The following is a 24,262-nucleotide window of genomic DNA, read 5'->3' on the forward strand; positions in this document are numbered from 1 at the left end:
AAGTGTTACGTTCTTGAAGCATAAATGATTCTTTGAAAATTAAAGTCCTAAGCAAAAGAGCTTCTTTGGTCGATTTTATGGGATAAACCATCGAATTGACCGTGAAGAGATATTGGATTGAGTGTTTATTCTGCTTAATCATTGAATAAGCTAATATAGTGTTGGTATAGGTTACTTTGGCTGAATTTTTCTACAGGTGGGTCCGGTAAATTTACGCTTGTCTCGTGAGTCTTTCTGAAAGGTATTGATCTCATAATTAGAGACATATTGTCTTAAATATCAACCCAATAATAGTATGGAAAACTTTACAAAGTTGCGAAGTATCGTAGCCATGGGGGTGATGCTTATTCTTCAATGTGGAGGAGTCAGCACCTATGGTTCAATCATGTTGGAAAGACCTTTAACTACGGAAAAAGGATCTAAAGTAGGGGCCTTTAGTGCCATGGAAAAGGCTATCAAAGGCACAGTCTATTCTACAGAAGACGGGCTGCCTCTGCCCGGCGTAAGTGTGGTACTGAAAGGTACTACCAGAGGTACGGCTACTGATATAGATGGCGGGTTTACGCTGGATGTACCCGATGAAGGGGCTGTGTTGGTGTTTAGCTTTATCGGCTATGAAACCCATGAAGTAGTGATTACCAACCAGTCTACGATTGAAGTCCGGCTGAAGCCCGACATTACCTCAATGAACGAAGTAGTGGTAGTAGGCTATGGCACGATGCGAAAGGGAGATGTGACCAGTTCTATCGGTGGAGTGAAGGAAGAGGATTTTGTCAAAGGGGCAGTCCGTGATGCCGCACAGCTGATTCAGGGGAAAGTAGCAGGTCTCCGTGTGACCACGCCCAGTGGAGATCCAGCAGCGGGGACACAAATCAACCTACGTGGAGTGAATTCAATGAGAGGAACGAATCAACCTTTAATACTGATCGATGGGATTCCGGGTGACATGAATACCGTTGCTCCTGAGGATATAGAGTCCATAGATGTATTGAAAGACGGTTCAGCTGCCGCGATCTATGGTACCAGGGCTACAGGAGGCGTAATTTTGATCACTACGAGGAAAAACTCAGCAGGAAGAAATACGGTCAACTACAACAGTTACGTGAGTGTACAGACGATCCAAAGAAGACCTAATCTTTTGACGGGAGACGATTACCGAAGATTGATTGCCGAAGAGGGGATTGGCTATACGGATTATGGCGGGAATACAGATTGGATAGGTGAAATGCTGCAGACACCCATAAGTCATAATCATAACCTGTCATTTTTCGGTGGTAACAGTACTACCAATTTTACCGGATCAATCAACTATAGAAACTGGGATGGTATTTTCCTGAGAACCGGTCAGGAAAGGCTGACAGTCAGGGCAGATCTGAACCACAGCATGTTTGATGATAAACTTAGAGCCAATATCCAGGTGATCAATAGGGTGGTAAAGGATGAGAGAGGCGGTGCAGATGGGTATGCATTTAGACAGGCCATGATCAGAAACCCGACTGATAGGGTAAAAGATGAGCAGGGTAACTGGCAGGAGCGAGATGGATATTTTTATGAAAATCCCATATCCAGAATCCATGAGTACTCTTCCGAATCCAGATTCAATGAAATGAGGATGAGTGGTTCCTTGAATTACAATCCCATCGACAATCTGGATTTGAAGCTCTTGGTATCCAATGTTCAGAACAACAAAACATTCGGTGGTGCCACCACTTTCAACCATACCGAAACATGGCTCAACAACAGAAATGGTACTGCTTCTAGATCAGACAGTACCTATAATGAAAACCTACTGGAACTCACGGCAAATTATCATAAATCTATTGGCAAACACTTTTTTACAGTTCTTGGAGGTTATAGCTGGCAGGATGCTGTTTTCGAGGCTTTTAGTGCAAGTAACTGGGATTTTCCGACTGATCTATATACATGGAATAATCTGGGGGCAGGTGCAGCCTTAGCAAATGGACAGGCGGGTATGAGCAGTAACAAAAATAAGTGGCAACTGGCAGGCTTCTTTGGAAGATTTACCTATAGTTTCGATGATAAATACCTAGTGATGGCCAGCGTTAGGAGAGAAGGCTCGTCCAGGTTTGGAGCCAATTACCAGTGGGGGACTTTTCCAGCCGGGTCTATTGGATGGAGGATTAGCAATGAACCATTTCTCAAAGGAGTCAAAAATATAGATGATATCAAGCTTAGGGCCGGTGTAGGAGTGACGGGGACCATTGCAGGAGATCCTTACCTCTCCCAGATCAGTTACAGGTTCGAAAGGGGACAAGGAGCGTATGTAGGAGGTCAGTGGGTGCAGGGTTTTATTCCTGCCAGAAACTTCAATCCTGACTTGAGATGGGAGAGAAAAGTGGAGTATAATGCCGGGGTTGATTTTAGTTTTTTCAGGGATAAACTAAGCGGTTCAATAGATTTTTATCGCAGAAATATCAACGACCTTTTGTATGATTTCCCGGTACCACAGCCTCCATATTTGACCGGTTCGATGATGATCAACGCAGGCAACATGCAGAGTGATGGTATGGAAGTGCTGATAAACTTTACACCTATCTCAAAGGGAGATTTTGTATGGAATTCCAACCTTACCTATTCCACCAACAGAAACAAGCTTGTTAACCTTTCCAATGAGCAATTTGATGTTTCAAGGGAGTTTTTCACAGCTGGTGGTACAGGAGAGCCTATTCAGGATTACACGCATAGGGTAGAAGTAGGAGGAGCTATTGGAAGATTCTTTGTTTGGAAATCTGTTGGGGTGAATGATGACGGGCTTTGGTTGATCGAAAATCGTGAGGGTGAAGTAGTTCCCATTACAGATGCTGTTCCCGAAGACAGACAGTTTTATGGCAATGGGATTCCCAAGCATATCTTGGGTTTCAATAATACATTCAGCTATAAAAGGTTCGATTTGGAAGTGAATATCAGAGGGGCTTTTGGGCATGATATTCTGAATTTCCAGCGGATGTTTTACGAAAATCCCAAAAATACTGCCTACAATATGTTGAATACGGCTTATGATCCGGTTTATGGACAGCGCCTCAATTCAGACTTGGTCTATGTGAGTCATTACATTGAAAAAGGGGATTATTTGAAATTAGATAACCTGACCGTCGGATACAATCTACAGGGTAAAGGGATTATGAAAAATGCTCGGGTATATGCATCCGGACTCAATCTGTTTGTTCTCACAAAATATCAAGGGATCGATCCGGAAGGTGTTAATATTTTGGGTTTTGCTCCGGGAAATGATGAAAGGGATAAATACCCTACGACAAGAACATTCACTCTGGGACTAAATGTGTCATTCTAAAAGAATCTAATCATGCAAAAAATAAATAAACTACTAGTAGGCTCAGCCTTAATGATAGGTGTAAGCTTCACTTTACAGTCTTGTCTTAACCTTGACGAAGAGGTGTTTTCGGAGGTGTTATCAGAAAATTTTCAACCTGGAGAACGGGATATTCCGTCCATTATTGCCCCGGTATATGGATCCTTGAGGGGATTGATGATGGGATGGCAGGGACATTTTGATGTGCAGGAAGAATCAGCTGATGTCATTGTTACTCCAGCCCGGCCCAATGGCTGGTATGATGGAGGTACGTATGTTAGGATGCATCAACACACCTGGACACCATTGCAGTGGCAACCGACCAATTTGTGGCAGAGTTCTTATAGGAGCATCACTACAGCAAATCGGGTGATTGCCCAGATAGAAGATGAGGAGATAGCAATTGTGGAAGGAAGGGAAGAGGTAATCGCCGAGTTGAAAGCTGTCCGTGCTTTTGCCTACTACCTCTTGTTGGACAACCATGGCAATGTACCCATTGTGACTGATTTTAGAGATGGGAGCCTGCCTGAGCAAAGTGACAGAGTAAGTCTTTACAATTTTATAATAGAGCAGATGAATGAGGTCGCACCATCTTTGAGTAAGGATGCCGATGCAACTTACGGACAAATGAACTATTGGGCTGCAAAAACGTTGTTGGCAAAGATTTACCTAAATGCGGAAGTCTATACCGGGACCCCTCAATGGCAAAAAGTCATAGAAGTTTGTGATGAAATCATAGCGGGTGGAGCTTATTCTTTGGATCCTGTATATTCGAAAATATTCCATTGGGAGAACCAGAAAAATCAGGAAATCATCTTTGCTATCCCTTACGATGAGATTTTTGGTCAGGGAAATACCGTTCATATGAAGACCTTGGATCCGCTCAGCAGGTTTGTCTATGGAATGCAGGCAGGGCCGTGGGGAGGTAATTGTGCTGTGCCTCAGTTTATTGATAGCTATGACCAAGAAGATGGCAGACTTTACGACACTTGGATCATGGGACCACAAATCCATGCCAATACCGGAGAGGTGGTGATCAATTATACCAAGGCGGTACCGGGCATCGCTGCCACAGCATCCAACGAAGGCTACAGAATAGGCAAATACCAAATTAAACCCGGAGCTACAGGGAGCTTGGACAATGACTTCCCCTTCTTCAGGTATGCGGATGTTTTGATGATGAAAGCAGAAGCCTTACTCAGAACGGGAAATGGAGCGGAAGCTGCAAGCTTGGTCTCTGAAGTACGTGCAAGAGCATTTGCCGGCACAAACCCGCAGAAAGCAACTGTAACTGCTGCAGTACTGGAAGGAAACAGCAGATATCAATATGGTTATCAGAATCCTGATGGTAGTATAGTGCCGGATTCAGGGGTTATACCTTATGGAGGGTTCTTGGACGAACTCGGCTGGGAGTTTGCCGCTGAAGCGCATAGAAGGCAGGATCTAATCCGTTTTGGAGTGTTCCAGACCAAGAGTTGGTTCAATCACCGTCCTCATCCCCAGGCTGAAAGCAAGATCATCTTCCCAATTCCTGAGGGTGAGTTGAACAACAACCCCAACCTCTCACAAAATCCGGGTTATTGACAACTTTTGATTGAGACTTGACAAAGCAGCCATGTCATAGTTTAACATGGCTGCTTTTTTATGGGATGGGATATTGTTTTTGAATGTAAAATGCTTTGTGAATAATCATTAAAAGGAGATATTTATATCCGAAATGATGCCAGTAGCTATATTTTCTTTGATTTATTGGACGGAAGACCGATACTTCGACTACGCTCAGCACGAGTGACAGAAGACCTGCCTTTGCCGGCAGGCAGACAGGCAGGCAGAAGTGACCTAAATGATAAAGTTCACCAAATCCTTTGATGCTTTAATTTCTTAAGTGGTAGAAAAGCGGTAAAAGGCGTTATAGGGTTTGGAAAACACCAGCATTCAGGTCTCTAGCCAGAGTAGTTAAGCAATCACATCCAAGTATACCTGCTCCAACTCGCTTACCATTCTTTTCACGCTAAACTGCTCAATAACCCGCTCCCTGGCAGCCAGCCTCATCCTATCATGCAGATCCGGTTTTTGGATCAAATCACAGCAATACCCACTTAATTTGTCCCAGGACCCAATCTCTGCAAGGTAGCCCTGAACACCCTGTTGGATCACTTCACCGATTCCTCCGGCACTGGTGGCTACCACGGGAACTTCGCATGACATAGCCTCAAGCATGGCGATAGGCAAGCCTTCGAATTCGGAGGTACTCAGATAAATATCCATCAGGGATAGATATGGAATGACATTCTTTTGCACACCTACTAAATGAAAATTGGCAGATTTTCCTGATCTTTTAATCTGTGCCTCTATTCTCTCTCTCCATTCTCCACCACCTACCAGCATAAAATGTGTGTGGGGATATTGCTCCAATATCTTCAATGCAACATCCACCCATAGCCATAATCGTTTTTGAGATCTGAAGACGGCAACAATTCCGATAACAGGTGCATTGTCCGGAATGTTAAGGTTAATTCTGAGAGTTCTATCAATTTCGATGCTGCCCACCTGACACTTGCTTCTTGTTACTTTCTTTTCAATTGTACCTTGTTTAGTCTCGACTATTGACTCTTGTATCCCGGCTCTTCTGAAAATATCTGTATTGACCCCATTTTGTATCACTTTCAGCTTCATTCTTCCTCCTCGCTGATAAGGATCCCAAATAGAATTTAACCGCATAGAAAGAGCTACTTCATTGGATACCGCTATGGCTACGTCCTGTTTTTTGAAGCTGAGTCGATTGCCCCAATAGGAAAATTTATTGTATCGTTCCCAAGTGTTGTGCTCGGTATAGACTATGGGGATGCTTAGCGTATTTCCGACAGACCTTGCCATAATCCCTGCCCAGGGTAGGTGGGCGTGAATAATGTCAATTTCATTGGATAGGATAAAGTCACGCACTTTTTTTACATGAAAAAAAAGACCCAGATTACCCGATGGAATAAGGTGGACTATGATTCCGGCTTTTTCCAACTCGTCTGTGATATTGTTCTCCTGATGGTAAAAGTATAGGCAATGGAATTCAAATCGGTTCTGATTATGTACCAAGGCGGTCTCAGGTATTAATTTTTCCGCTCCGCCCCGTCCAAGACTTTTTATAAGGTGAAGCACCTTGATTTTTTTCTCAACAGCTTGGAATTCTTTATCGCTCATTTTATAGTATTCATCCTTAATCCTCTATCTATTTTGCCACGGGGTGAGTATCACAAACTTCTTTGGAAAGTCAGATCCGAATCCGCCTTTTTATAACAGCACTGCGTGCGGCTCTGAATAAAAATTCATGTACTAAGGGGGAAGTCCCTTAGCCCTTTTATAAAGGGAGTCGCTTCAATGTATCCATTTTAAATTCCTCCAAAGGACAATTATTCACCTTCCACCAGTCTTCTAATCCCCTCCATATTCGTACTCTCCATCCCTAATTCAGATCTCAAATACCCGAAGTGGGTTATGATTTCATTCAATTCCGACATAGCCGCTAAAGGATCAGTTGCGAAATTATGAGGATGCCACCAGAGATGATAGATCTCATTTGTTTTAGCGGCAGCAAACATTTCCTTCTTTATCCGATTTAGTCTTACTGAATTGAAGAGTTTATTGCTTTTGGAAATAGGACGCAGAATCCTTGATGCAGGAATCAGTAGGGGTTCATTATCCAAACGCATTAGTTGTGTCTTGGGATAGGCGGTTTTTTTTCCAATCGGGAAAAAACAGTCGGCTGATCTAAACCACTTTTTGCTAAGATCTTCGTGTTGCGTCTCTTGCCAGTACCAGTTGCCGGGATTGCTTCTCACCTGTGTAAATCCTTCCTCCAGACAGATAGGTAGGTACAATTCATTGATATGGTTTCTCGGAAAGACCAGAGACTTTAATGAAACCCCGAATTTTTCCCGGGAGATTCGCTGAGCAGCCTGTAAGTCCCGGCGAAATTGCTCCGGGCTTTGGCCACGCATTAACGTATAGTAATGGGCAAATGTATGTGATGCAAGTTCTTGTCCGGGAGTGTCAATTATTGCTTTGACCAATTCAGGAGCAAAATGTACCGCCGGATTAAGTCCTGCTTTTTTCACAAACTCATAGGCGGATAACTTGGGGTCTCTATAGCTGGGAACTTGAATAGGGGAGTAGTGCCTCCATTCTTCCTCATTTTCTGCGAAAAGCATTCCTACAGTCGCCCAGGTGGCCTTGATTTCATTTCTTGCAAATACCTCAAGCATATCAGGTATAATTTCCCTTGTGTACCTGAAATATGCCGGATCATAACCGGTACCCACTTTATCAAAAATTCCCCAGAGGAGTTCGAAATCAAGGCTGATTGTAAAAATGCCGTGGGACATGGATAATGGAGTTGGGTAAGGCAATGTAGAAAACGGAAGACAGAGATTTAGAGAAGGGGTGCTTTCCTTTAACCTTCCAAAGCCTCTGATTTTTCCATTTTCCGTCAATTTAGAAGTTAATCCAAAAAAATCACATGAGACACTTCCTGCCCCTAAAATTTATTGACCAAACTCTAATCTGTAACCTCCAAACCCTCAGTCCTTCTTCTTTCTTCTTCCACGATCCTATTATAAATTTGCGCCCGCTTGCGGATCCTGTTCGTCTTTTGCCAGTCCAAAAATGCGGCGATTACAAATAGCATATAGTACATGATCTGGGATTTTTGACGGATGATAATCCCAAGGTTGGACATTACAAAAGTCATGGATATAGAAATGGAGATAAATACCACCGCTGACATTTTCACCATGGCAGGCGCTTCTTTTATATACTTGACAAAGTCCATGGTGAGGATCTTGCTAAACATGTAAATGTAGAGCGCATTCTCAAAGGAGATTGCTATTCCCAGCAAATTGGGAGAATCTATAAACAAGGGTCTGAACCAAAAAGTAAACAATTTCATAGGAAGGCTATAGGAATTCATCGCTACCCCTGAACCTGCTGATTGCAATCGCTGGGCATTAAGACCGGTTTCCTCTTCGAAGCTAGCCAGTACATTGGTCGGGTCATAACCCAGAAATGTCAATAAATCCTTATACACATATATGCTGACCAGTATAGCGCCTATAGCTACCAGATATTTCTGGTAAACAGGTACTTTTTCCTTTCCCAAAACAAAACCTACACCCATCCCCACCAGCACGGCAAAAAGGATATGAGGACGTATCATATAGCACATAAATCCACCTAAGAGGATATAGGGTATTCTTTTTCCAGGCCAGGAAAGTCCGTATGTCAGCATTCCCAATCCTGCAAATATGTAGGCACCTTTGCCAAGGGATGCAGTCCAGAAGTGCATGTTGGGAAGAAACATAAAGATGGTGATCGCATCCCATCCTTCAAACTTGGCATTGAAGCGGAGGTTTTCTTTGAAAAAACAGTAGAAATAGACAAAGCCCCAGAATCCTATCCAAGCACTGAAAAACATCATCATATCGTAGTTGAAGCCCAGCCACTTGGCAAAGGGATAGTTCACCCATTCGATGAATAATGTACCCGGCTTAAAAGCACTTGACCAATCTTTGTAGCGATGGTAGCTATTGAAGTAATTGACGGAGTCGGATCGATTGAAGTGGGCATAGAGCCAATAGATCAATCCAAAGAGCATATGGTACCAGTACAGCTGGTTGAGCATGCCGGCCTTGATCCACTTATGTTCCTTTTGGAGTCGGCCCAGGATTGGCTGGCTCACGGCAAAAAGTACTAAAATAAGGATAACTGCTCCTAACAAGGGGATCGGGGTTTTGTTAAAGATATTGAAGATAGGCAGTATTGGCAAAAATTAGAAGAAAAGCTAGAGTACGGGAAATAAAGACCTGAACTTGTCAATATCAGCAAGTTGTGTAAGGTCAACCCGGGCATATTTTAAGTAGAACCTATGCATTGTCGTGGAGGATTTTCCATAACTAAAACCGGTTATAATTCTGAGAAGTCCATCATTTCGGTATCCATATTATCTTTTTTTTAATGCCTTACTTATCTGGTATATAGTGGTTTAATCTGTTTTTGAGCCTCTTGTATTACACAAAAAATCATAGAATAGAGATATTGCTTAATACTATTACTAAATTGATTTTTTTTTAATGCACTGTCGGTTGTACTGAATCCAGCTAATTATGAAGGATTATTCCAATACCCAAGCATCCCTGAATGAGTACCGTTCTCAGCGGATGATCGATGAGGTGCAGGATTATGCTATAATTTTATTGGATACGGAAGGTAATATCCAAAATTGGAACAAAGGTGCTGAGAAGATTAAAGGCTACTTGGAAAATGAAATCTTGGGCCAAAACTTCAGCGTATTCTACCTTCCTGTAGACCGCGAGGAAGGCCTACCATCCCAATTAATTGGAGAAGCCAGAGTAAATGGAAGGGCACGTCAGGAAGGTTGGCGAGTGCGTAAGGATGGAAGTGTTTTTTGGGGGAATATAGTAATTACAGCTCTGCATGATAGGCATGATAAGGTAATAGGCTTCACCAAAGTGACATGCGATCTTACCGAGTGGAAGCTGGCTGAAGAGCAAAAAGAGAGTGATGCCAAAAGCATGGCATTGCAAAATAAGCAGCTGGAAGAATTTGCGTATGTTACCTCTCATGATTTGCAGGAACCAATCCGGAAAATCCAGGCATTTGTAGATCTTGCCAGAATAGAAATTGACAATAGGGAGGATCTGGAGTGGTGTTTGGAGAAAATAGACAGCACTGCCGAAAAGATGATTCAGCTTATTAAGGATATTCTTGCTTTTTCCAAGATTTCGCATGACCACGTCGAATTCTCCGATGTTGACTTGAATTCCATTGTAGCGGAAGTATTGTCAGAATACGAAGTACTGATAGCTGAAAAACGGGCAAAAACAGAAGTGTCAAACCTGCCTATAATCAAAGGTGTTCCTGTTCAGATTTATCAATTATTCAGCAATCTGATTAGTAATGCACTGAAATTCAATCATGGAGAGCCTCATGTCATTATATCTTATACATTGGTGAATGAACAGGATTTCCCCCAGCTGAGTTATGCACATCTTGTTACCATTGCTGATAATGGGGTAGGTTTTGATCAGAGAAATGCCGATCTGGCCTTTGAGCCATTTAGGAGGTTTTCTTCAGAGTTTAGCGGGACAGGCATAGGGTTGGCCCTTTGCAAAAGGATCGTAGAAAACCATAAGGGAATGATAAGTGTACAAACTGAGCCCGGGCAAGGCACTACGTTTAATATTTTTTTCTAGTTGTATTCACGACTTACCAATCAATTTAGCCTGTCAAGTACTCCAAATCTGGATGAATTGGAAATAAATTCAGGAACTATTGCTTTCAGGTGAGAAACCAATTCTTTCTCACAATTTTTGGTGGACAATTCCATAAATAATTCTATTTGACCATTGATTTTGTGATAGCAAGAAGGCAGTACCTGCATGATTTTGATTTTCGGATGATGGGTGATTTTAACAGTTTCAAAGTCATTCAGCAGTTCTTCATAGAGCTTTTCCCCATCTCTCAATCCTGTAAAAATCACATTAATATCTTCATCTACCTTTTTTCCGGAAAGCTGTATCATTTTATGGGCGAGATCAAGGATTTTTATTGGCTCACCCATATCGAATACGTATATCTCTCCGCCTTCCCCCATGATCCCGGCTTCCAGCACCAACTGGCAAGCTTCAGGAATGGTCATAAAATAGCGGGTAATTTCCGGATGGGTCACCGTTATCGGCCCCCCGTTGGCTATCTGCTTTTGGAATAGGGGAATCACCGATCCGCTCGATCCAAGTACATTGCCAAAACGTGTGGTGATGAATTTAGTGTAATAGTTTTTATGATTTTTGTCCAAGTATTCATTGAGTGCCTGAACGTACATTTCTGCTGCTCTTTTACTCGCTCCCATCACATTTGTGGGATTGACAGCCTTATCTGTTGATACAAAAACAAATTTGTCCACCTTAGCCAAAACAGAAATATCCGCCAATATTTTGGTGCCGAGGATGTTGGACTGAATGGCTTCTTCAGGATAATTTTCCATCATAGGTACGTGTTTGTAGGCTGCTGCGTGAAATACTACCTGAGGCTTGAAGGCATTGAAAACCTCCATTACCTTCTTTTTACTCCTTAAGTCCCCAAGTACAACTTTTATTGGACAGAACGGGTATTTCTCCTTAAACTCCTGCTCTACATCATACAGAGCAGATTCGGCAATATCAAATAAAATCAGAAGTTTGGGCTCATAATGACTAATCTGCCTGCACAGTTCAGAACCAATAGAACCTGCAGCTCCCGTCACAATAATCACTTTCCCCTGTAGGTCTTGATGTATTCTGGGGTTATCCAGTATAATCTGCTCACGGCTAAGCAAATCTTCAATTTTAACTTCTCTAATTGCTCCTGCTGTCAAACCTCCCTTTATCCATTGATCTACCGCAGGAACTATGGAAACAGAAATTTTCAGACGTAAACATTCATCAATGATTTCATTTTTTCGGGTTACCGAGATGTCCCTGACAGCGATGATTAATTCGGTGACTCCAAACTGCTTTGCCAGCTTCTCCAGATCCGCCAGTCCCCTGTAGATACGGTGCCCAAGAATGTGCTTGCCTTCTTTGTTCGGATCGTCATCCAAGAAAGCTATTGTGTTAAAGCGACTTTTGCTGTCTTGTTTGATTGCTTCCCTTGCTATAATTCCGGCATCCCCGGCACCAAAGATGACACCGTTGGCAGATGATTTGGCAATATCTACTTTTTTGAAATAAGTGAACAACTCCTTAATCAGCAATCTGTAAAAAATCAATAATACGAGTGAAAATGCACTTGCAATAATCAATACTGAGGTGGGCAAAACCAAATGTTCATATAATGCATTCCCACGGAATAAAATCAAAATAAAAAAAACTGCAAAGTTGATGAAAATAGATTTTAATATATTCACACCATCTCTATAACCGGTATGTCGAACTATTCCTTCTTGGCTCTTTGTGATCTGAAGGACCAAGATGCCCACAAACATAAAAACAGCACTTCCTGAAACGCAATCGCCAAACTTAATCTCCTGCCACTCAAAGTTAAATCTAACCATAAAAGCGAAAAGGGCTGAAAAAAACAAAATCAGCCCGTCAATGACAGTAATCACCCATCTTGGACGTATTGAAAGTTTAGCAAAAACACTCATACCAGTAATATATCCAAATTATCGACGGTATAAAATTTTTTAGTTAATAAATTAACAGTATCTGAAAGTTTATTTATACTTCTTCTTTACCAAACAAATCACATCTTACACATATAAGCATATGAAATGATGATACATGTATTTAATTTAACTAATTATTAATTGGCCTGATTAAAATAATTGGTGGACTTATATATAGTTGTGGATAATCTGTCTCCTGTTTTGATGACGGTGTGGAATTTGGCCTTTTGCTATTTTATATCCAAGGAATAAGACTTTCCAACATTTTGAAATCAGAGAAGTGAAATCTCAGGCAGAAATGGAAGTAGGATAGAGAAGGGGATTGTTACGCACCTGACAGCTGGGTGTGGTCTCAGCGAACTAATTTTTATCCAGACTACCTTCAAACTTCCCCATACTTACATGGCCTTGCTGAGTAATTCCTTTCCCCAGTAATACATTAAAAAGTGTCTGAAAAAGTATGCGCAAGTCGAGTGAGAAATTCATATTGTCAATGTACCAAATGTCCAGCTCAAATTTCTTTTCCCATGAAATGGCATTTCTTCCATTCACCTGAGCCCATCCAGTCACCCCGGGACGCACTTCATGCCTTCTGGATTGATGTTTTGAATAAAGGGACAAATAATCCTCCAAAAGAGGCCTAGGGCCCACCAAACTCATGTCTCCCTTGATCACATTGATTAATTGGGGAATCTCATCAAGGGAAGTTCTGCGTACCCATCTCCCAAATCCGGTAATGCGCTCAGAATCTGACAGCAATCTTCCCTCGGGATCGGTTCGATCGGACATTGTCTTGAACTTTATGATAAGAAAAACGACACTCCCTCTACCCGGACGTGCTTGATAGTAGAAGGGAGATCCCTTATGATGAATGCTAAGGCATAGACATAGGGTCAAAAAAACAGGAGATAAAACTGCAAACATAAGCGAAGCCAAAATTATGTCCATGCTTCGTTTTGCCAGATTCTTATACACTTAAGTAAATGTTTTCGTTAACTTCTCTTGAATAATCTCCACAATCACCTCTTGGTCTTCTAAAGTAAGATTCACGGAACTCGGAAGACATAGCCCTCTCGCAAATAATCCGGTAGCAACTCCCCGCCCATAGTACCGGCAGGAATTAAACACCGGCTGAGTATGCAAAGGCTTCCAAAGAAATCTGCTTTCTATACGCCGTGAGCGAAGCCCCAGCATCAACTCTTCATTGGAAAATCCGGTTTTCTCATTATCGATTAAAATAGCCGTAAGCCAAAAATTTGAGGCGGTTTCTTCCGAATCACTTTGAAATTCAATTCCGGGAATATCTTTTAGTAAATTTCGATACCTCAGATTTACAGCTCTTCTTTTGGCTACAAACACATCCAGTTGCTCTAACTGAGCCAGAATAATCGCAGCGGAGATATTGTTCATCCGATAATTATGGCCAATCTCCTTATGGAGGTAATAGTGGACATCTTCTCTGGCTTGGGTGGACAGATGCTTGGCACGCCGAAGAACGGAGCTGTCTTGGGAGATCAACGCACCTCCACCTCCGCCGGTAATTATCTTATTTCCATTGAAGGAAAAAACACCAATTTGTCCCAAAGTCCCACAGGCTGTCCCCATGTATGAACTGCCGACGGCTTCTGCAGCATCTTCCAAAACGGGAATTTCATATTTTTTTGAAACATCCAATATTTCCTTCATTCTAGCCGGCATTCCAAATAAATGAACTACTACGATCGCTTTGGGCTTTACGCCCTTTGCCATCCTGCTCAGTATGGCATCCTCCAGTAATTCCGGGCAAATATTCCAGCTATATTGCTCGCTGTCAACAAAAATAGGAGTGGCTCCCAAATAAAGTATGGGATTGGCTGAAGCACAAAAAGTAAAGGATTGGCATACAACTTCATCTCCGGGTCCGATTCCGAGAAGCCGCATAGCCAGATGCAAAGCAGAAGTCCCCGAATTTAATCCTATAGCCTGATGAGGAACCAATTTTTCTGCAAGCGCAATTTCTAATCTATCTAAAAATTTCCCTTTGGTGGCGAGACATCCGGAGTTAATCACCTCTTGGGTGTACGAATTTTCGTTGCCACCAAATACGGGGAATGACAAAGGAATCTGAAAATCCATCTGAATATTTTGCTGTAATTATCTAAACATACGCTTTATACGGCAAAATTCAAAGAATGCCGAATGGAATGGTTTTAAAGAATTAGGAGTACATCGTTGATGGGTAAGAGTTATAGACTAAGGATTAAAGATTAACAGTAAAGCTGATGTCTATGGGATAGCTGCAACTTCCGGCAAGGTTAATGTTCCAAAATTTTCTTAAAAAAAACCACAAAATTAATTTCTACATATAAGGGCATGGAAAATTACAATTTTAAGTATTCACAAATAATCACCCCGATATTTTGTGAAATCATTAATAATTGAGACCTTTATCTGTTCCAAAATAGTCTAATGCTATTTTTTAATGAGGAAACCAACCAACATATGACCAACTATTTACGAAACAAGATTGGGAATTTCGAGCTTTATGTCAATTCCCCAGATCAACTCCAAGAGGGAAATGAGTCCATAGTCTCAAACAGATTGAACTGGGTAAATCTTACTCTTAAGAGATTCATTGATTTATTTTGTTCGATTGGATTAATGCTGGTAATTGGTTGGTGGCTGTTTCCAATCATTGCGATCCTGATCAAGTTGGATTCCCCGGGGCCGATATTTTTCAAGCAGGAAAGGGAGGGTATTTATAACTCCACATTCAGATGCTATAAATTCCGATCCATGGTAGTGAATAAGGATGCGGATATTAAGATGGCAACCAAAAATGATCCCCGGGTGACTCGGATAGGGAAATTTCTTCGAAAGTCCAGCTTGGATGAATTGCCTCAGGTATTAAATGTAATTTATGGCAACATGTCTCTGGTAGGACCCAGACCGCATATTTTAGCCCAGAATAACTTGCATGCCCAGGAAATAGAAGGATATAAAAATAGACATTTGGTAAAGCCTGGAATCACCGGTCTAGCTCAATCCAGAGGATATAGAGGAGAAACTAATGCGTCGAATTCCATCTATTTCAGATATAAGCTGGATATGTACTACATTAAGACTTGGAGTCCCATGCTTGATTTAAACATTATCTGGGAGACAGCGAAATCGATGATTACCGGTCATGAAAATGCATATTGATTAAGCTCAGATTAACAGTATAAGATATAACAAAAAGAGGGAAGCAGCTGCTTCCCTCTTTTTGTTATATCTTTGCAGCCCCTTTTTAAGGATAAACACCTTACACGATGAAGAAAGAATTCAACTTACAGTTGAGCCCGGAGGAGGCTTATGACCCGGCCGTTTTTCAGGAAGTAGTACGCAGAAAGGCGGGCCTTCCGGCAGATACAAATGATGCTGTTGCCCGACAGGTAAAACGTTCAATTGATGCAAGAGGCAGAAATGTAAAAGTGAATGTGCAGGCAGAGCTGTTTTTCAAGGAAACTCCTCCGCCACTTTTGGATCACCGGCCGGAGTATAAAAATGTAAGTAGGGAAGATCCTCTCATTATTGTAGGAGCAGGGCCTGCAGGACTGTTCGCAGCACTTCGTGCGATAGAGCTGGGAGTGAAACCCATTGTAATAGAGCGTGGAAAAGATGTCAAATCCCGTAGGCGTGATCTGGCAGCCATCAATAAAGAACATAGTGTGAATCCCGATTCAAATTATTGTTTTGGCGAGGGAGGAGCAGGTACTTATTCAGACGGAAAGCTATACACCCGGTCCAAAAAGCGCGGGGATATCAGAAGGATTATGGAAATCCTCGTCGCGCATGGTGCTACGGAGGAAATTCTAGTGGATGCACATCCCCATATCGGTACCAACAAACTTCCTAAACTTGTGGAGGATCTAAGGGAGAGTATCCGCCAATTTGGCGGTGAAGTTCTTTTTGAAACCCGTGTGGAAGATTTTATTCTTGAGGGAAATGAGATGAGAGGTGTGGTGACACAAGCCGGAGACAAAATCACAGGAATAGGAGTAATACTGGCCACAGGACATTCTGCACGGGATATCTTCCAATTGCTGCACAGAAAAGAGATTACCATTGAAGCGAAACCCTTCGCCCTTGGAGTGAGGATAGAACACAGTCAGAATCTCATAGACAGCATTCAATACCATTGCGGATTGGATAGGGGGCCGTATCTTCCTGCTTCAGCTTATTCCTTGGTTCACCAGACGGAATACAGGAAAAAACAACGGGGAGTTTTTAGTTTCTGTATGTGTCCGGGCGGATTTATAGTGCCGGCAGCCACTGCTCCGGGGGAATTGGTGGTGAATGGCATGAGTCCAAGCCGTAGGGACGGGAAGTTTGCCAATTCAGGGATTGTGGCCTCAGTGGAGTTGGAGGATTTGCCCGAATACCAAAAGTTTGGACCATTGGCAGCAATGCAGTTTCAGGCAGATGTAGAGAAAAGGGCATGGGAAGCAGGAGGCAAAACCCAGACTGCTCCGGCTCAGCGTATGGTTGATTTTGTAGAGAAGAAAGTGAGTTCAACATTGCTTGATACCTCGTACCAACCCGGTTTGAATTCAGCGGAAATGAGGGAGGTGTTACCTGATTTTATTTCCGAACGCTTGGCAATGGCATTCAAGGCTTTTGGCCAAAAAATGAAGGGTTATTATACCAATGATTCACAATTGATAGGACTAGAGAGCAGAACGTCTTCGCCGGTACGCATTCCCCGTGATAGAGAGTCCTTTGAGCATGTTCAGATCAAACGTCTTTACCCCTGCGGTGAAGGGGCCGGCTATGCCGGTGGGATTGTGTCTGCCGCCATGGATGGAGAACGCTGTGCTGAGCGCTTGATTGAGGCCTATGTGAAAAGGTTTTGAAGTAAAAAGTCCGTGATAATACGAGCAGAGGCTACCTTAGTAAAGCGAAAAGAGGTACCATATCGCATGCTACCTCTTTTCATTTAATACTCAATGGCGAATAATGAATTTCGAATGAAGAAGTTTTTTCCCTATGGAGTGGATTGACTTATTTCTCTATCCCAACCAGACAGACCAAGGAATTCTACTTAGAATAAGTACAAGTCCGATGGCGTACATCATGTAGATACTTCTGAATCTAGCTCGGGATGCACCGGGTTTTTTCGCACGTATATAGCCGACACTGATAAGCACGATCGCAATAATATTGATCAAGGGATGCTCCAGAGCTATCAGCCTGGCTGCAGGATCTGATATAGCAGAGCCGGTTTTAAGCATATCCAATCCCAAGGGGCTCAAAAAATAAAGAATCAAACCTACCAACAACTGGATGTGGGAAAGAATAAATGCAATCAAGCCGATTTTTCGGTCTTTCTCTGTGAATTCCCGGTTGGAAAGTGAGCCGATCAGCATGTAAATAATTACGACTGCCAAAGCCAGTAAAGCCAGATAAGCGATTCCCGAATGAAGATGTTGTATTCCTGTATACATGATGAAATGTTTGATTTGCGCAAAGTTAACTAATTATAGTCTACGACAGGCAGGACGGATTGAGAAGAATTTGTTTGACTATATCGTGTGGAAAGTCGTGATTCTAGTGTGGTCTAAGACTTAGTTGTAGGGCAGAGTGTGCTACACAAATCTAAAAAATTACCGGTAAGCCTCTTCCTTTCTTTGAGTGGAAATCTCGGTCTTAATTTGTTCTATTTCCTAAATTAGGTTTAGTTTTTGACCGTTTTTTGGAAAAAGTATGTAGTATTTTTTAGTCAATGGTAAAATTGTGATGTATTGATTTTATAACTTAATTTTGATTTATTGATAGAATTAAATTTTAAAAAATGTATTTGTTGTTTTTAATTTTATAAAATTCTTTTATTTTAACTAATAGTAGTATAAAATTCCTTTTTTATCAGAAAAATGAAAAGTGTATTTTTTTATATGAGAGGGTTATTTAAGGTTTTTTTTGTTCTTACCTTTTTCACGTCAATTCACGGATCCGAATTGTATTAATTACCCCTTTCCCAAATAGCCTAATTAAGTAAAAGTTGCTATCAGCCTCAGCAGGTAGCAATGTAATGCTGTACCCTATTTTATAATCAATCCTTATGAAACACAATTTTACAAAAAGTAAAAAATCCCCTCCTTTGGGGATTTTAATGTTATTAACAGGTTTGCTGCTCTTTGCCACATTTTCGGTGGCCAATGCCCAGACAAGAATTGTCACAGGACAGGTGCTGGATGAAAATGATGCTTCTATTCCCGGAGCCAATGTCTTGGTAAAAGGCACTTTAGTAGGAACCGTCACCGATTTGGACGGAATGTTTTCTGTAGAATTGGAGGAGGGTCAGAATACGTTGGTGGTCTCCTTTATAGGATATAAAGCAAAGGAGGTTACAGTAGGAAACGAAAGTGTGCTGACCGTAAAGCTAAGTGGCGATATAGAGCTGAATGAAGTAATAGTCACTGCAGCCGGCATAGAGCGGAATACTGCCAACTTGGGGTATGCAGTATCTACACTTGGGTCGGACAGATTGGGGCAGAAGAACGAACCTGACCCCATTAGGTCTCTATCCGGCAAGATTGCAGGAGTCAATGTGCAGGGATCCGGCGGAGTAGCAGGTGGGGCGACCAATATAACCATTCGCGGTAATTCTTCCTTGGGAAATAATAACCAGCCCCTATTCGTAGTAGATGGGATTCCCTTTGATAATTCTACCTATGATGCCAGTGGCACAAGGAATACCCAGTCTTCACAGTCTACTTCAAGTAGGGCTTTTGACATAGATCCCAATAATGTGGAAAGCATGACTGTACTGAAAGGAGCGGCAGCTTCAGCACTTTATGGTTCTCGTGCGGCTAACGGCGCGATAATCATCACCACAAAATCAGGATCAAAAAAGGGTAGAAAGGGCACAGAAATAACCCTTACTTCTTCTTACAGTTTGGAGGAGGTTTCCGGTCTACCTGATTACCAGCATATGTACGGACAGGGAACCAATGGGGATTACCGTGCAGGTGTTTATGGATCTTATGGTTCTCCATATAGTTCCAGAGCTACCATTCCCCATCCATTAGCCTCCAGCGCTTATCCATCCAGTATATTTCCCGACTTCTACGAAAGTGACGGAGTGACTCCAAGAGAAGTGCCGTATCAATCTTATGCGGGCAAAAATCAAACGGATTTTTTGAGAACGGGACAATTGCTGGAAAATGGTGTCTCGATCAACACCGGAACTGAAAAGACTGGATTGTCAATAGGAGTAAGTAGAATGGACAATAAAGGTGTAGTTCCCGGAAACAGTATCTCAAGGACGTCTTTTTCTGCGGGAGGAAATGCTAATCTGGACAATGGTTTTTTTGTCAGAGGAACAATAAATTATGTGAAAACCGATCAGGAGAGTCCACCCATCGGAGGAACGGGTTCTGTGATGGGGAATCTTCTGTTCATGCCTACCAGCTATGATCTGACCAACTTGCCATACAAGCATCCCGAAACGGGTGCAAATATTTACTACAGAGCTTTGGACAATCCCTACTGGTCAGTAGAGAACAGTCCTTCTACAAGCAGTGTGGATAGATATTTTGGCAGTTTCGTTTTTGGAAAGGATATCACTTCTTGGCTGACTATTCAGAACACATTTGGCTTTAACGGTTATTCAGATTCACGTGTGAGTGTATTGGGGAAGGGCTCCAGCGAATACGCAAATGGTACGATAAACACAGATGATATTTATCGACAGGAGCTGGACAATACGCTATTGATCACTACGAGTTTCAGTCTGACAGAGGATTTGAAACTAAGAGGGATTTTTGGCAACAACATTAACCAGCGTATGACCAGACGTTCGGCTTTCTCGGGGGATGGAATTATTGTACCCGGAATTAACGATATCAGGAATACCACCACGATTACACTTTCCGAAATCCCCAGAAATCAGGCGTTGATCAAACAGCGGTTTTATGCCTTTTTTGCAGATTTGACATTGGATTATAAAAACTTTGCCTCCATAAATTTTGTAGGTAGAAATGATGTTTCCTCTACACTTCCTGCAGAAAACAGAAGTTATCTATATGGCGGTGTAAACGGTGCCTTAACATTCACGGAAGCGCTTAAAATCAAAAACAATTTTCTGAACAGGGGTTCCGTTCGGGTGGGATACACACGGGTGGGGAATGAAGCTGCCCCATACCAGACGGTCAATGTGTTTAATGCAAATGAGACTTTTGGAGGAATAGGTTCTCCCTTTTCTAACGGAAGCAATACCAACGTAAGTACTCAGACCTTGTCAAACAGTCTGACGAATTCCTCGCTGAAGCCGGAATTTATCACGGAGTTTGAAATAGGAACTGACCTTAGCTTCCTTCAAAATCTATTTTCACTTGACATTACCTATTACGACAAGCGAAGTACTTCTCAGATATTTGTTGTGGATTCACCACCTTCTTCAGGTTTCCTCACACGGATAATCAACTTGGGGGAGACTTCAAATAAAGGAATCGAAATAGGGCTCACTGCAAATCCGCTGATGTCAGACACCGGATTGAACTGGTCTATTTCGGGTAATTTCACCAAAAACAAAAATACGGTAGAAGATATCGGGGAGAACTCCCAGTTGGTCTACGAAGGCAATGTGCATATTGCAGGGATGCCTTATGGGTTGATTTTCGGAACCCGATATGCCCGTGATGACGAGGGAAATATTTTGGTAAATCCTGCTACTGCAAAGCCGATTACAGCAGCGACAAATGGCCCAATAGGAGATCCAAATCCTGATTTTATGGTCGGCCTTACCAATACCTTCACTTTTAAAGGGCTGACACTGGATGTGCTTTTTGACTGGAAGCAGGGAGGAGATATTCTGTCCACCACTATAGGCGAAACTTACGCCAGAGGTGTTTTGAAAGATACCGAGGACAGGGATTCGTTCCGAATCGGACAGGGAGTTTTGGGAGATGTGAACACCAGAACGCCGCTGTTGGATGAAAATGGCAACAAAATCCCTAACAATACCGCCTTGAATTACAATGATTACTATTTCGCAAGCGGATTTGGTCCGAGTGGTGCCTCTGCCGGCTACATAGGTGAAGCCACAGTGTTTGACGGGACGGTGTTCAGACTGAGGGAGATTTCCCTGGGATATTCTTTGCCTGCCGCACTACTTTCCAAGACGCCGTTTGGAAGAGCGTCAATTTCCGTAAGCGGAAGAAATCTTTGGTACAAAGCTCCCAATACGCCGGATGCGATGAATTACGATCCTGAGGTAAGCACTTCCGGAGCCAATAACTTAGGCAGAGATGTTTTGGGCGTTCCTTCCACCAAAAGATATGGGGTGAACCTCAGTCTTAGTTTCTAATAAAAGTCAACTACAACAAAATGAAGAAATACAGCTATATAAAAGGTTTATTGGTTCCCATATTAGCACTGACATTAGTCAGCTGTGATGATTTCATAGATATCAATGAGGATCCAAGCAACCCCACAGTTCCCCAGCTCAACTTGCTTTTGCCGGCTTCCCAGCTTTCAATTGCAGGAAATTTTGACAACATAAACAGAGGAGCATCCAATGTGGTACAACATCGGGCTTCGGGTAGTCTCAACAGGTATGACCAAACAGGCACCACCTTTCAGAATGCTTGGCTGGGATATTATACCGAGGCAATTCCTGATTTGGAAACCATTATTTCCACGGGTACTGAGCAAGGTGAATGGGGATATGTGGCAGTGGCCAAGCTTCAAAAGGCATATCTGTTTAGTGTGATGGTGGATGTGTGGGGCAATGTCCCTTATTTTGATGCGGCGGTTGCCCCAAATCCCACCTTTGACAATGGGGAGGCAATCTATGAAAATCTTCTTGCACTGATAGATGAAGCATTGGAAGATATGGAGAGAGGGTTCAATGTGTCCGCTTCCGCAGATTTGTTCTATCAGGGATCCAGAGAGAATTGGGAGAAAATGGCCAATTCACTCAAATTGAAAATGTACCTCACGATCAGAAAACATGATGAGGCAAGAGCCAAGCAGGGTATCATGGATATTCTCCAGGCAGGGAATTATATTCAGGATAATGAAAGTGACTTTACGTTTCATTTTGGCACCAACACTGCGCCGAATGCACGCCATCCTTGGTATGCTACGGGGTATGCACCGGGTAGAGATGGTTATGTGAGTATGGTGCTGGTGGACAGGCTTCAGCAGCAGGATGATCCTAGACTGAGGTATTACATCTTCAGACTGAATGAAAGAGCCGGTCTCGCCAATTCCCAGACAGGGGAAGGGTATTATGGCAGATATCCGGGAGACGGAGCTTCTTCCCCAGCGGATCAAAATACACGTGCAATAGTGGGGATATATCCGGCAGCAGGGCTGTATGATAATGGTATGATGCCAAGTTTGGGAGCAGAGAACATCTTTCTCACCAATGAAGGAGCTACCACGGGAACAACTTCAAATTCATTCAAAATTGCACTTTTTGCCGAGGGTGATGGTACCGGTGCGGGAATTCTGCCGTTGATCACCAATTCAATGATGCTATTCAGCCGTGCCGAGGCCGCCCTTACTTTGGGAACCGGTGAAGATGCAGAAGAACTGATGAAAGAAGCTGTAATCGCCCAGTTCAATGTGATCAATTCCGTATCGCCTGCTTTTCCAATATCAAGTCAGACAACGGGCGGTTTTACAGAAAGGCTGAGCGCCCAGTTTCAAAGTCTAGACGGGGAAGGAAAACTTAGGCTTGTCATGATGCAAAAATGGATATCACTCTATGGAAATGGAGTGGAAGCATACAATGATTTCCGGCGTACCGGCTATCCTGAATTGCAAGAATTGATTTCCCCATTGGATGTGTTTCCGGAAAGATTTTATTATTCCGAGACCGAATTGACATCCAATATCTCAGTCATCGATATCCGGGAACAACTGCAGCGTGATCAGCAGATCGTGCCTGTATTCTGGAGAAAATAACTTATCCCAAACTTCTGAATTATACCTAATGAAACCATACAAATATCTAATAGCAGCAATGATCCTGGCGATGGGAAGCTGCAAGACCGTGGATTACGATTACGAGAATTTTATCTATGCAGCGACCCCCAGGGTCACGTTGAATACCGAGGTTTCTGCCTTGCCCACCTTTCAGACAGCCAAAGTCTCCTTTTTCAATTTGGCTGATCCGGAATACGCTACGAGCCAGCAGTTCGAATGGGAGCTTTCCTATTACGATGCTGAAGGAAGGGCTCCTGTATCAGAGATAGAGGTATATGTCAGCTTCAACCGTAGAGAAGGAAACGTACCTGTGTATCCTATTGTGCTATCGCTTGCAGAAGTAGAGCCCAATGAGCGGCAGTTTCCTTTGCCAAGTTCCATAAGATCTACGGATATGCTTTATGAGCGGGTTACCGAGTTTCCGAAGTCATACAGTTTTACGGCTACTGAGCTGGCAGAAATTACAGGCACGGATCTGTCTACTGTTCAGGTAAATGATTACTTCCTCTTCAAGTTTATAGTGACGATGGCAGACGGAACCAGAATCGTCCAATACAATGATAACTCCTGTGACGAGTCCAGAGGAGAGCTCTGTGACTGCAGAGTAGGTGTGAGGTTTAAAAGCATGTAATTATAAAAAACGGGAGGCTGTCTCATAAGTAGATTTTCTTGTCAGGCTGAGCGGAGTCGAAGCCTTTTATGCGCTAATTAAGCCCATTTCGACTTCGCTCAATGTGACAATTACGAGTTATGAGACAAGC

Annotated in this window: 15 protein-coding genes; 8 read left to right on the forward strand and 7 right to left on the reverse strand. The window is 42.6% G+C overall.

The features are described from left to right. Positions 1 to 295: 295 nt before the first annotated feature. The gene (locus J2X69_RS14210; RefSeq protein ID WP_310104454.1) at positions 296 to 3,313 is read left to right on the forward strand and encodes a TonB-dependent receptor; all 3,018 of its coding nucleotides are present in this window, start codon (positions 296 to 298) and stop codon (positions 3,311 to 3,313) included. A 12-nt stretch (positions 3,314 to 3,325) separates the two neighbouring features. Further along, a complete protein-coding gene (locus J2X69_RS14215) occupies positions 3,326 to 4,915 on the forward strand; it encodes a RagB/SusD family nutrient uptake outer membrane protein (RefSeq protein WP_310104457.1) in 1,590 nt (529 codons plus the stop codon). Between the two features lie 372 nt (positions 4,916 to 5,287). On the opposite strand, the gene J2X69_RS14220 is transcribed toward J2X69_RS14215, so the two are convergent. From J2X69_RS14220 to J2X69_RS14230, 3 genes are all read right to left on the reverse strand, one after another. Next, positions 5,288 to 6,526: a glycosyltransferase gene (locus tag J2X69_RS14220; protein WP_310104459.1), complete on the reverse strand. Its 1,239-nt coding sequence runs from the start codon at positions 6,524 to 6,526 to the stop codon at positions 5,288 to 5,290. A gap of 209 nt (positions 6,527 to 6,735) precedes the next feature. Beyond that, positions 6,736 to 7,707 (reverse strand): polysaccharide deacetylase family protein, encoded by a 972-nt coding sequence (locus tag J2X69_RS14225; RefSeq protein WP_310104462.1) that lies wholly within the window; start codon positions 7,705 to 7,707, stop codon positions 6,736 to 6,738. A gap of 173 nt (positions 7,708 to 7,880) precedes the next feature. Then, positions 7,881 to 9,098: a hypothetical protein gene (locus J2X69_RS14230; RefSeq protein WP_310104464.1), complete on the reverse strand. Its 1,218-nt coding sequence runs from the start codon at positions 9,096 to 9,098 to the stop codon at positions 7,881 to 7,883. A gap of 385 nt (positions 9,099 to 9,483) precedes the next feature. Here J2X69_RS14230 and J2X69_RS14235 point away from each other — a divergent pair, with 385 nt between their 5' ends. Then, on the forward strand, positions 9,484 to 10,593 hold the full coding sequence (locus J2X69_RS14235) for an ATP-binding protein (protein WP_310104467.1): 1,110 nt from the start codon (positions 9,484 to 9,486) through the stop codon (positions 10,591 to 10,593). A gap of 20 nt (positions 10,594 to 10,613) precedes the next feature. Here the strand turns inward: J2X69_RS14235 and J2X69_RS14240 are convergent, their stop codons facing one another. The 3 genes from J2X69_RS14240 to J2X69_RS14250 form a co-directional block, all read right to left on the reverse strand. After that, positions 10,614 to 12,524 (reverse strand): nucleoside-diphosphate sugar epimerase/dehydratase, encoded by a 1,911-nt coding sequence (locus J2X69_RS14240; RefSeq protein ID WP_310104470.1) that lies wholly within the window; start codon positions 12,522 to 12,524, stop codon positions 10,614 to 10,616. A gap of 381 nt (positions 12,525 to 12,905) precedes the next feature. Continuing rightward, entirely contained in the window at positions 12,906 to 13,493 is a 588-nt protein-coding gene (locus tag J2X69_RS14245; protein WP_310104472.1) for a sugar transferase, read from the reverse strand. A gap of 27 nt (positions 13,494 to 13,520) precedes the next feature. After that, positions 13,521 to 14,660, reverse strand: coding sequence for a DegT/DnrJ/EryC1/StrS family aminotransferase (locus J2X69_RS14250; RefSeq protein WP_310104475.1), 1,140 nt, complete (start codon positions 14,658 to 14,660; stop codon positions 13,521 to 13,523). 366 nt (positions 14,661 to 15,026) lie between these two features. Here J2X69_RS14250 and J2X69_RS14255 point away from each other — a divergent pair, with 366 nt between their 5' ends. Both J2X69_RS14255 and J2X69_RS14260 read left to right on the forward strand, forming a co-directional pair. Next, the gene (locus J2X69_RS14255) at positions 15,027 to 15,728 is read left to right on the forward strand and encodes a sugar transferase (protein WP_310104477.1); all 702 of its coding nucleotides are present in this window, start codon (positions 15,027 to 15,029) and stop codon (positions 15,726 to 15,728) included. A gap of 107 nt (positions 15,729 to 15,835) precedes the next feature. Then, a complete protein-coding gene (locus J2X69_RS14260) occupies positions 15,836 to 17,419 on the forward strand; it encodes an FAD-dependent protein (protein WP_310104480.1) in 1,584 nt (527 codons plus the stop codon). Positions 17,420 to 17,575: 156 nt separating this feature from the next. Here J2X69_RS14260 and J2X69_RS14265 read toward each other — a convergent pair whose 3' ends face one another. After that, a complete protein-coding gene (locus J2X69_RS14265; protein ID WP_310104482.1) occupies positions 17,576 to 18,010 on the reverse strand; it encodes a hypothetical protein in 435 nt (144 codons plus the stop codon). 614 nt (positions 18,011 to 18,624) lie between these two features. Here J2X69_RS14265 and J2X69_RS14270 point away from each other — a divergent pair. The 3 genes from J2X69_RS14270 to J2X69_RS14280 are packed head-to-tail and all read left to right on the forward strand — an operon-like array spanning position 18,625 to position 24,132. Continuing rightward, positions 18,625 to 21,873 carry a SusC/RagA family TonB-linked outer membrane protein gene (locus J2X69_RS14270; protein ID WP_310104485.1) on the forward strand — a complete coding sequence of 1,083 codons (3,249 nt, stop codon included), beginning with the start codon at positions 18,625 to 18,627 and terminating at the stop codon, positions 21,871 to 21,873. Positions 21,874 to 21,893: 20 nt separating this feature from the next. Then, positions 21,894 to 23,480, forward strand: coding sequence for a SusD/RagB family nutrient-binding outer membrane lipoprotein (locus J2X69_RS14275; protein ID WP_310104487.1), 1,587 nt, complete (start codon positions 21,894 to 21,896; stop codon positions 23,478 to 23,480). A 28-nt stretch (positions 23,481 to 23,508) separates the two neighbouring features. After that, positions 23,509 to 24,132 (forward strand): hypothetical protein, encoded by a 624-nt coding sequence (locus J2X69_RS14280; RefSeq protein ID WP_310104489.1) that lies wholly within the window; start codon positions 23,509 to 23,511, stop codon positions 24,130 to 24,132. Positions 24,133 to 24,262 lie beyond the last annotated feature (130 nt).

The sequence above is a fragment of the Algoriphagus sp. 4150 genome (genome assembly GCF_031457395.1).
Lineage (GTDB): Bacteria > Bacteroidota > Bacteroidia > Cytophagales > Cyclobacteriaceae > Algoriphagus.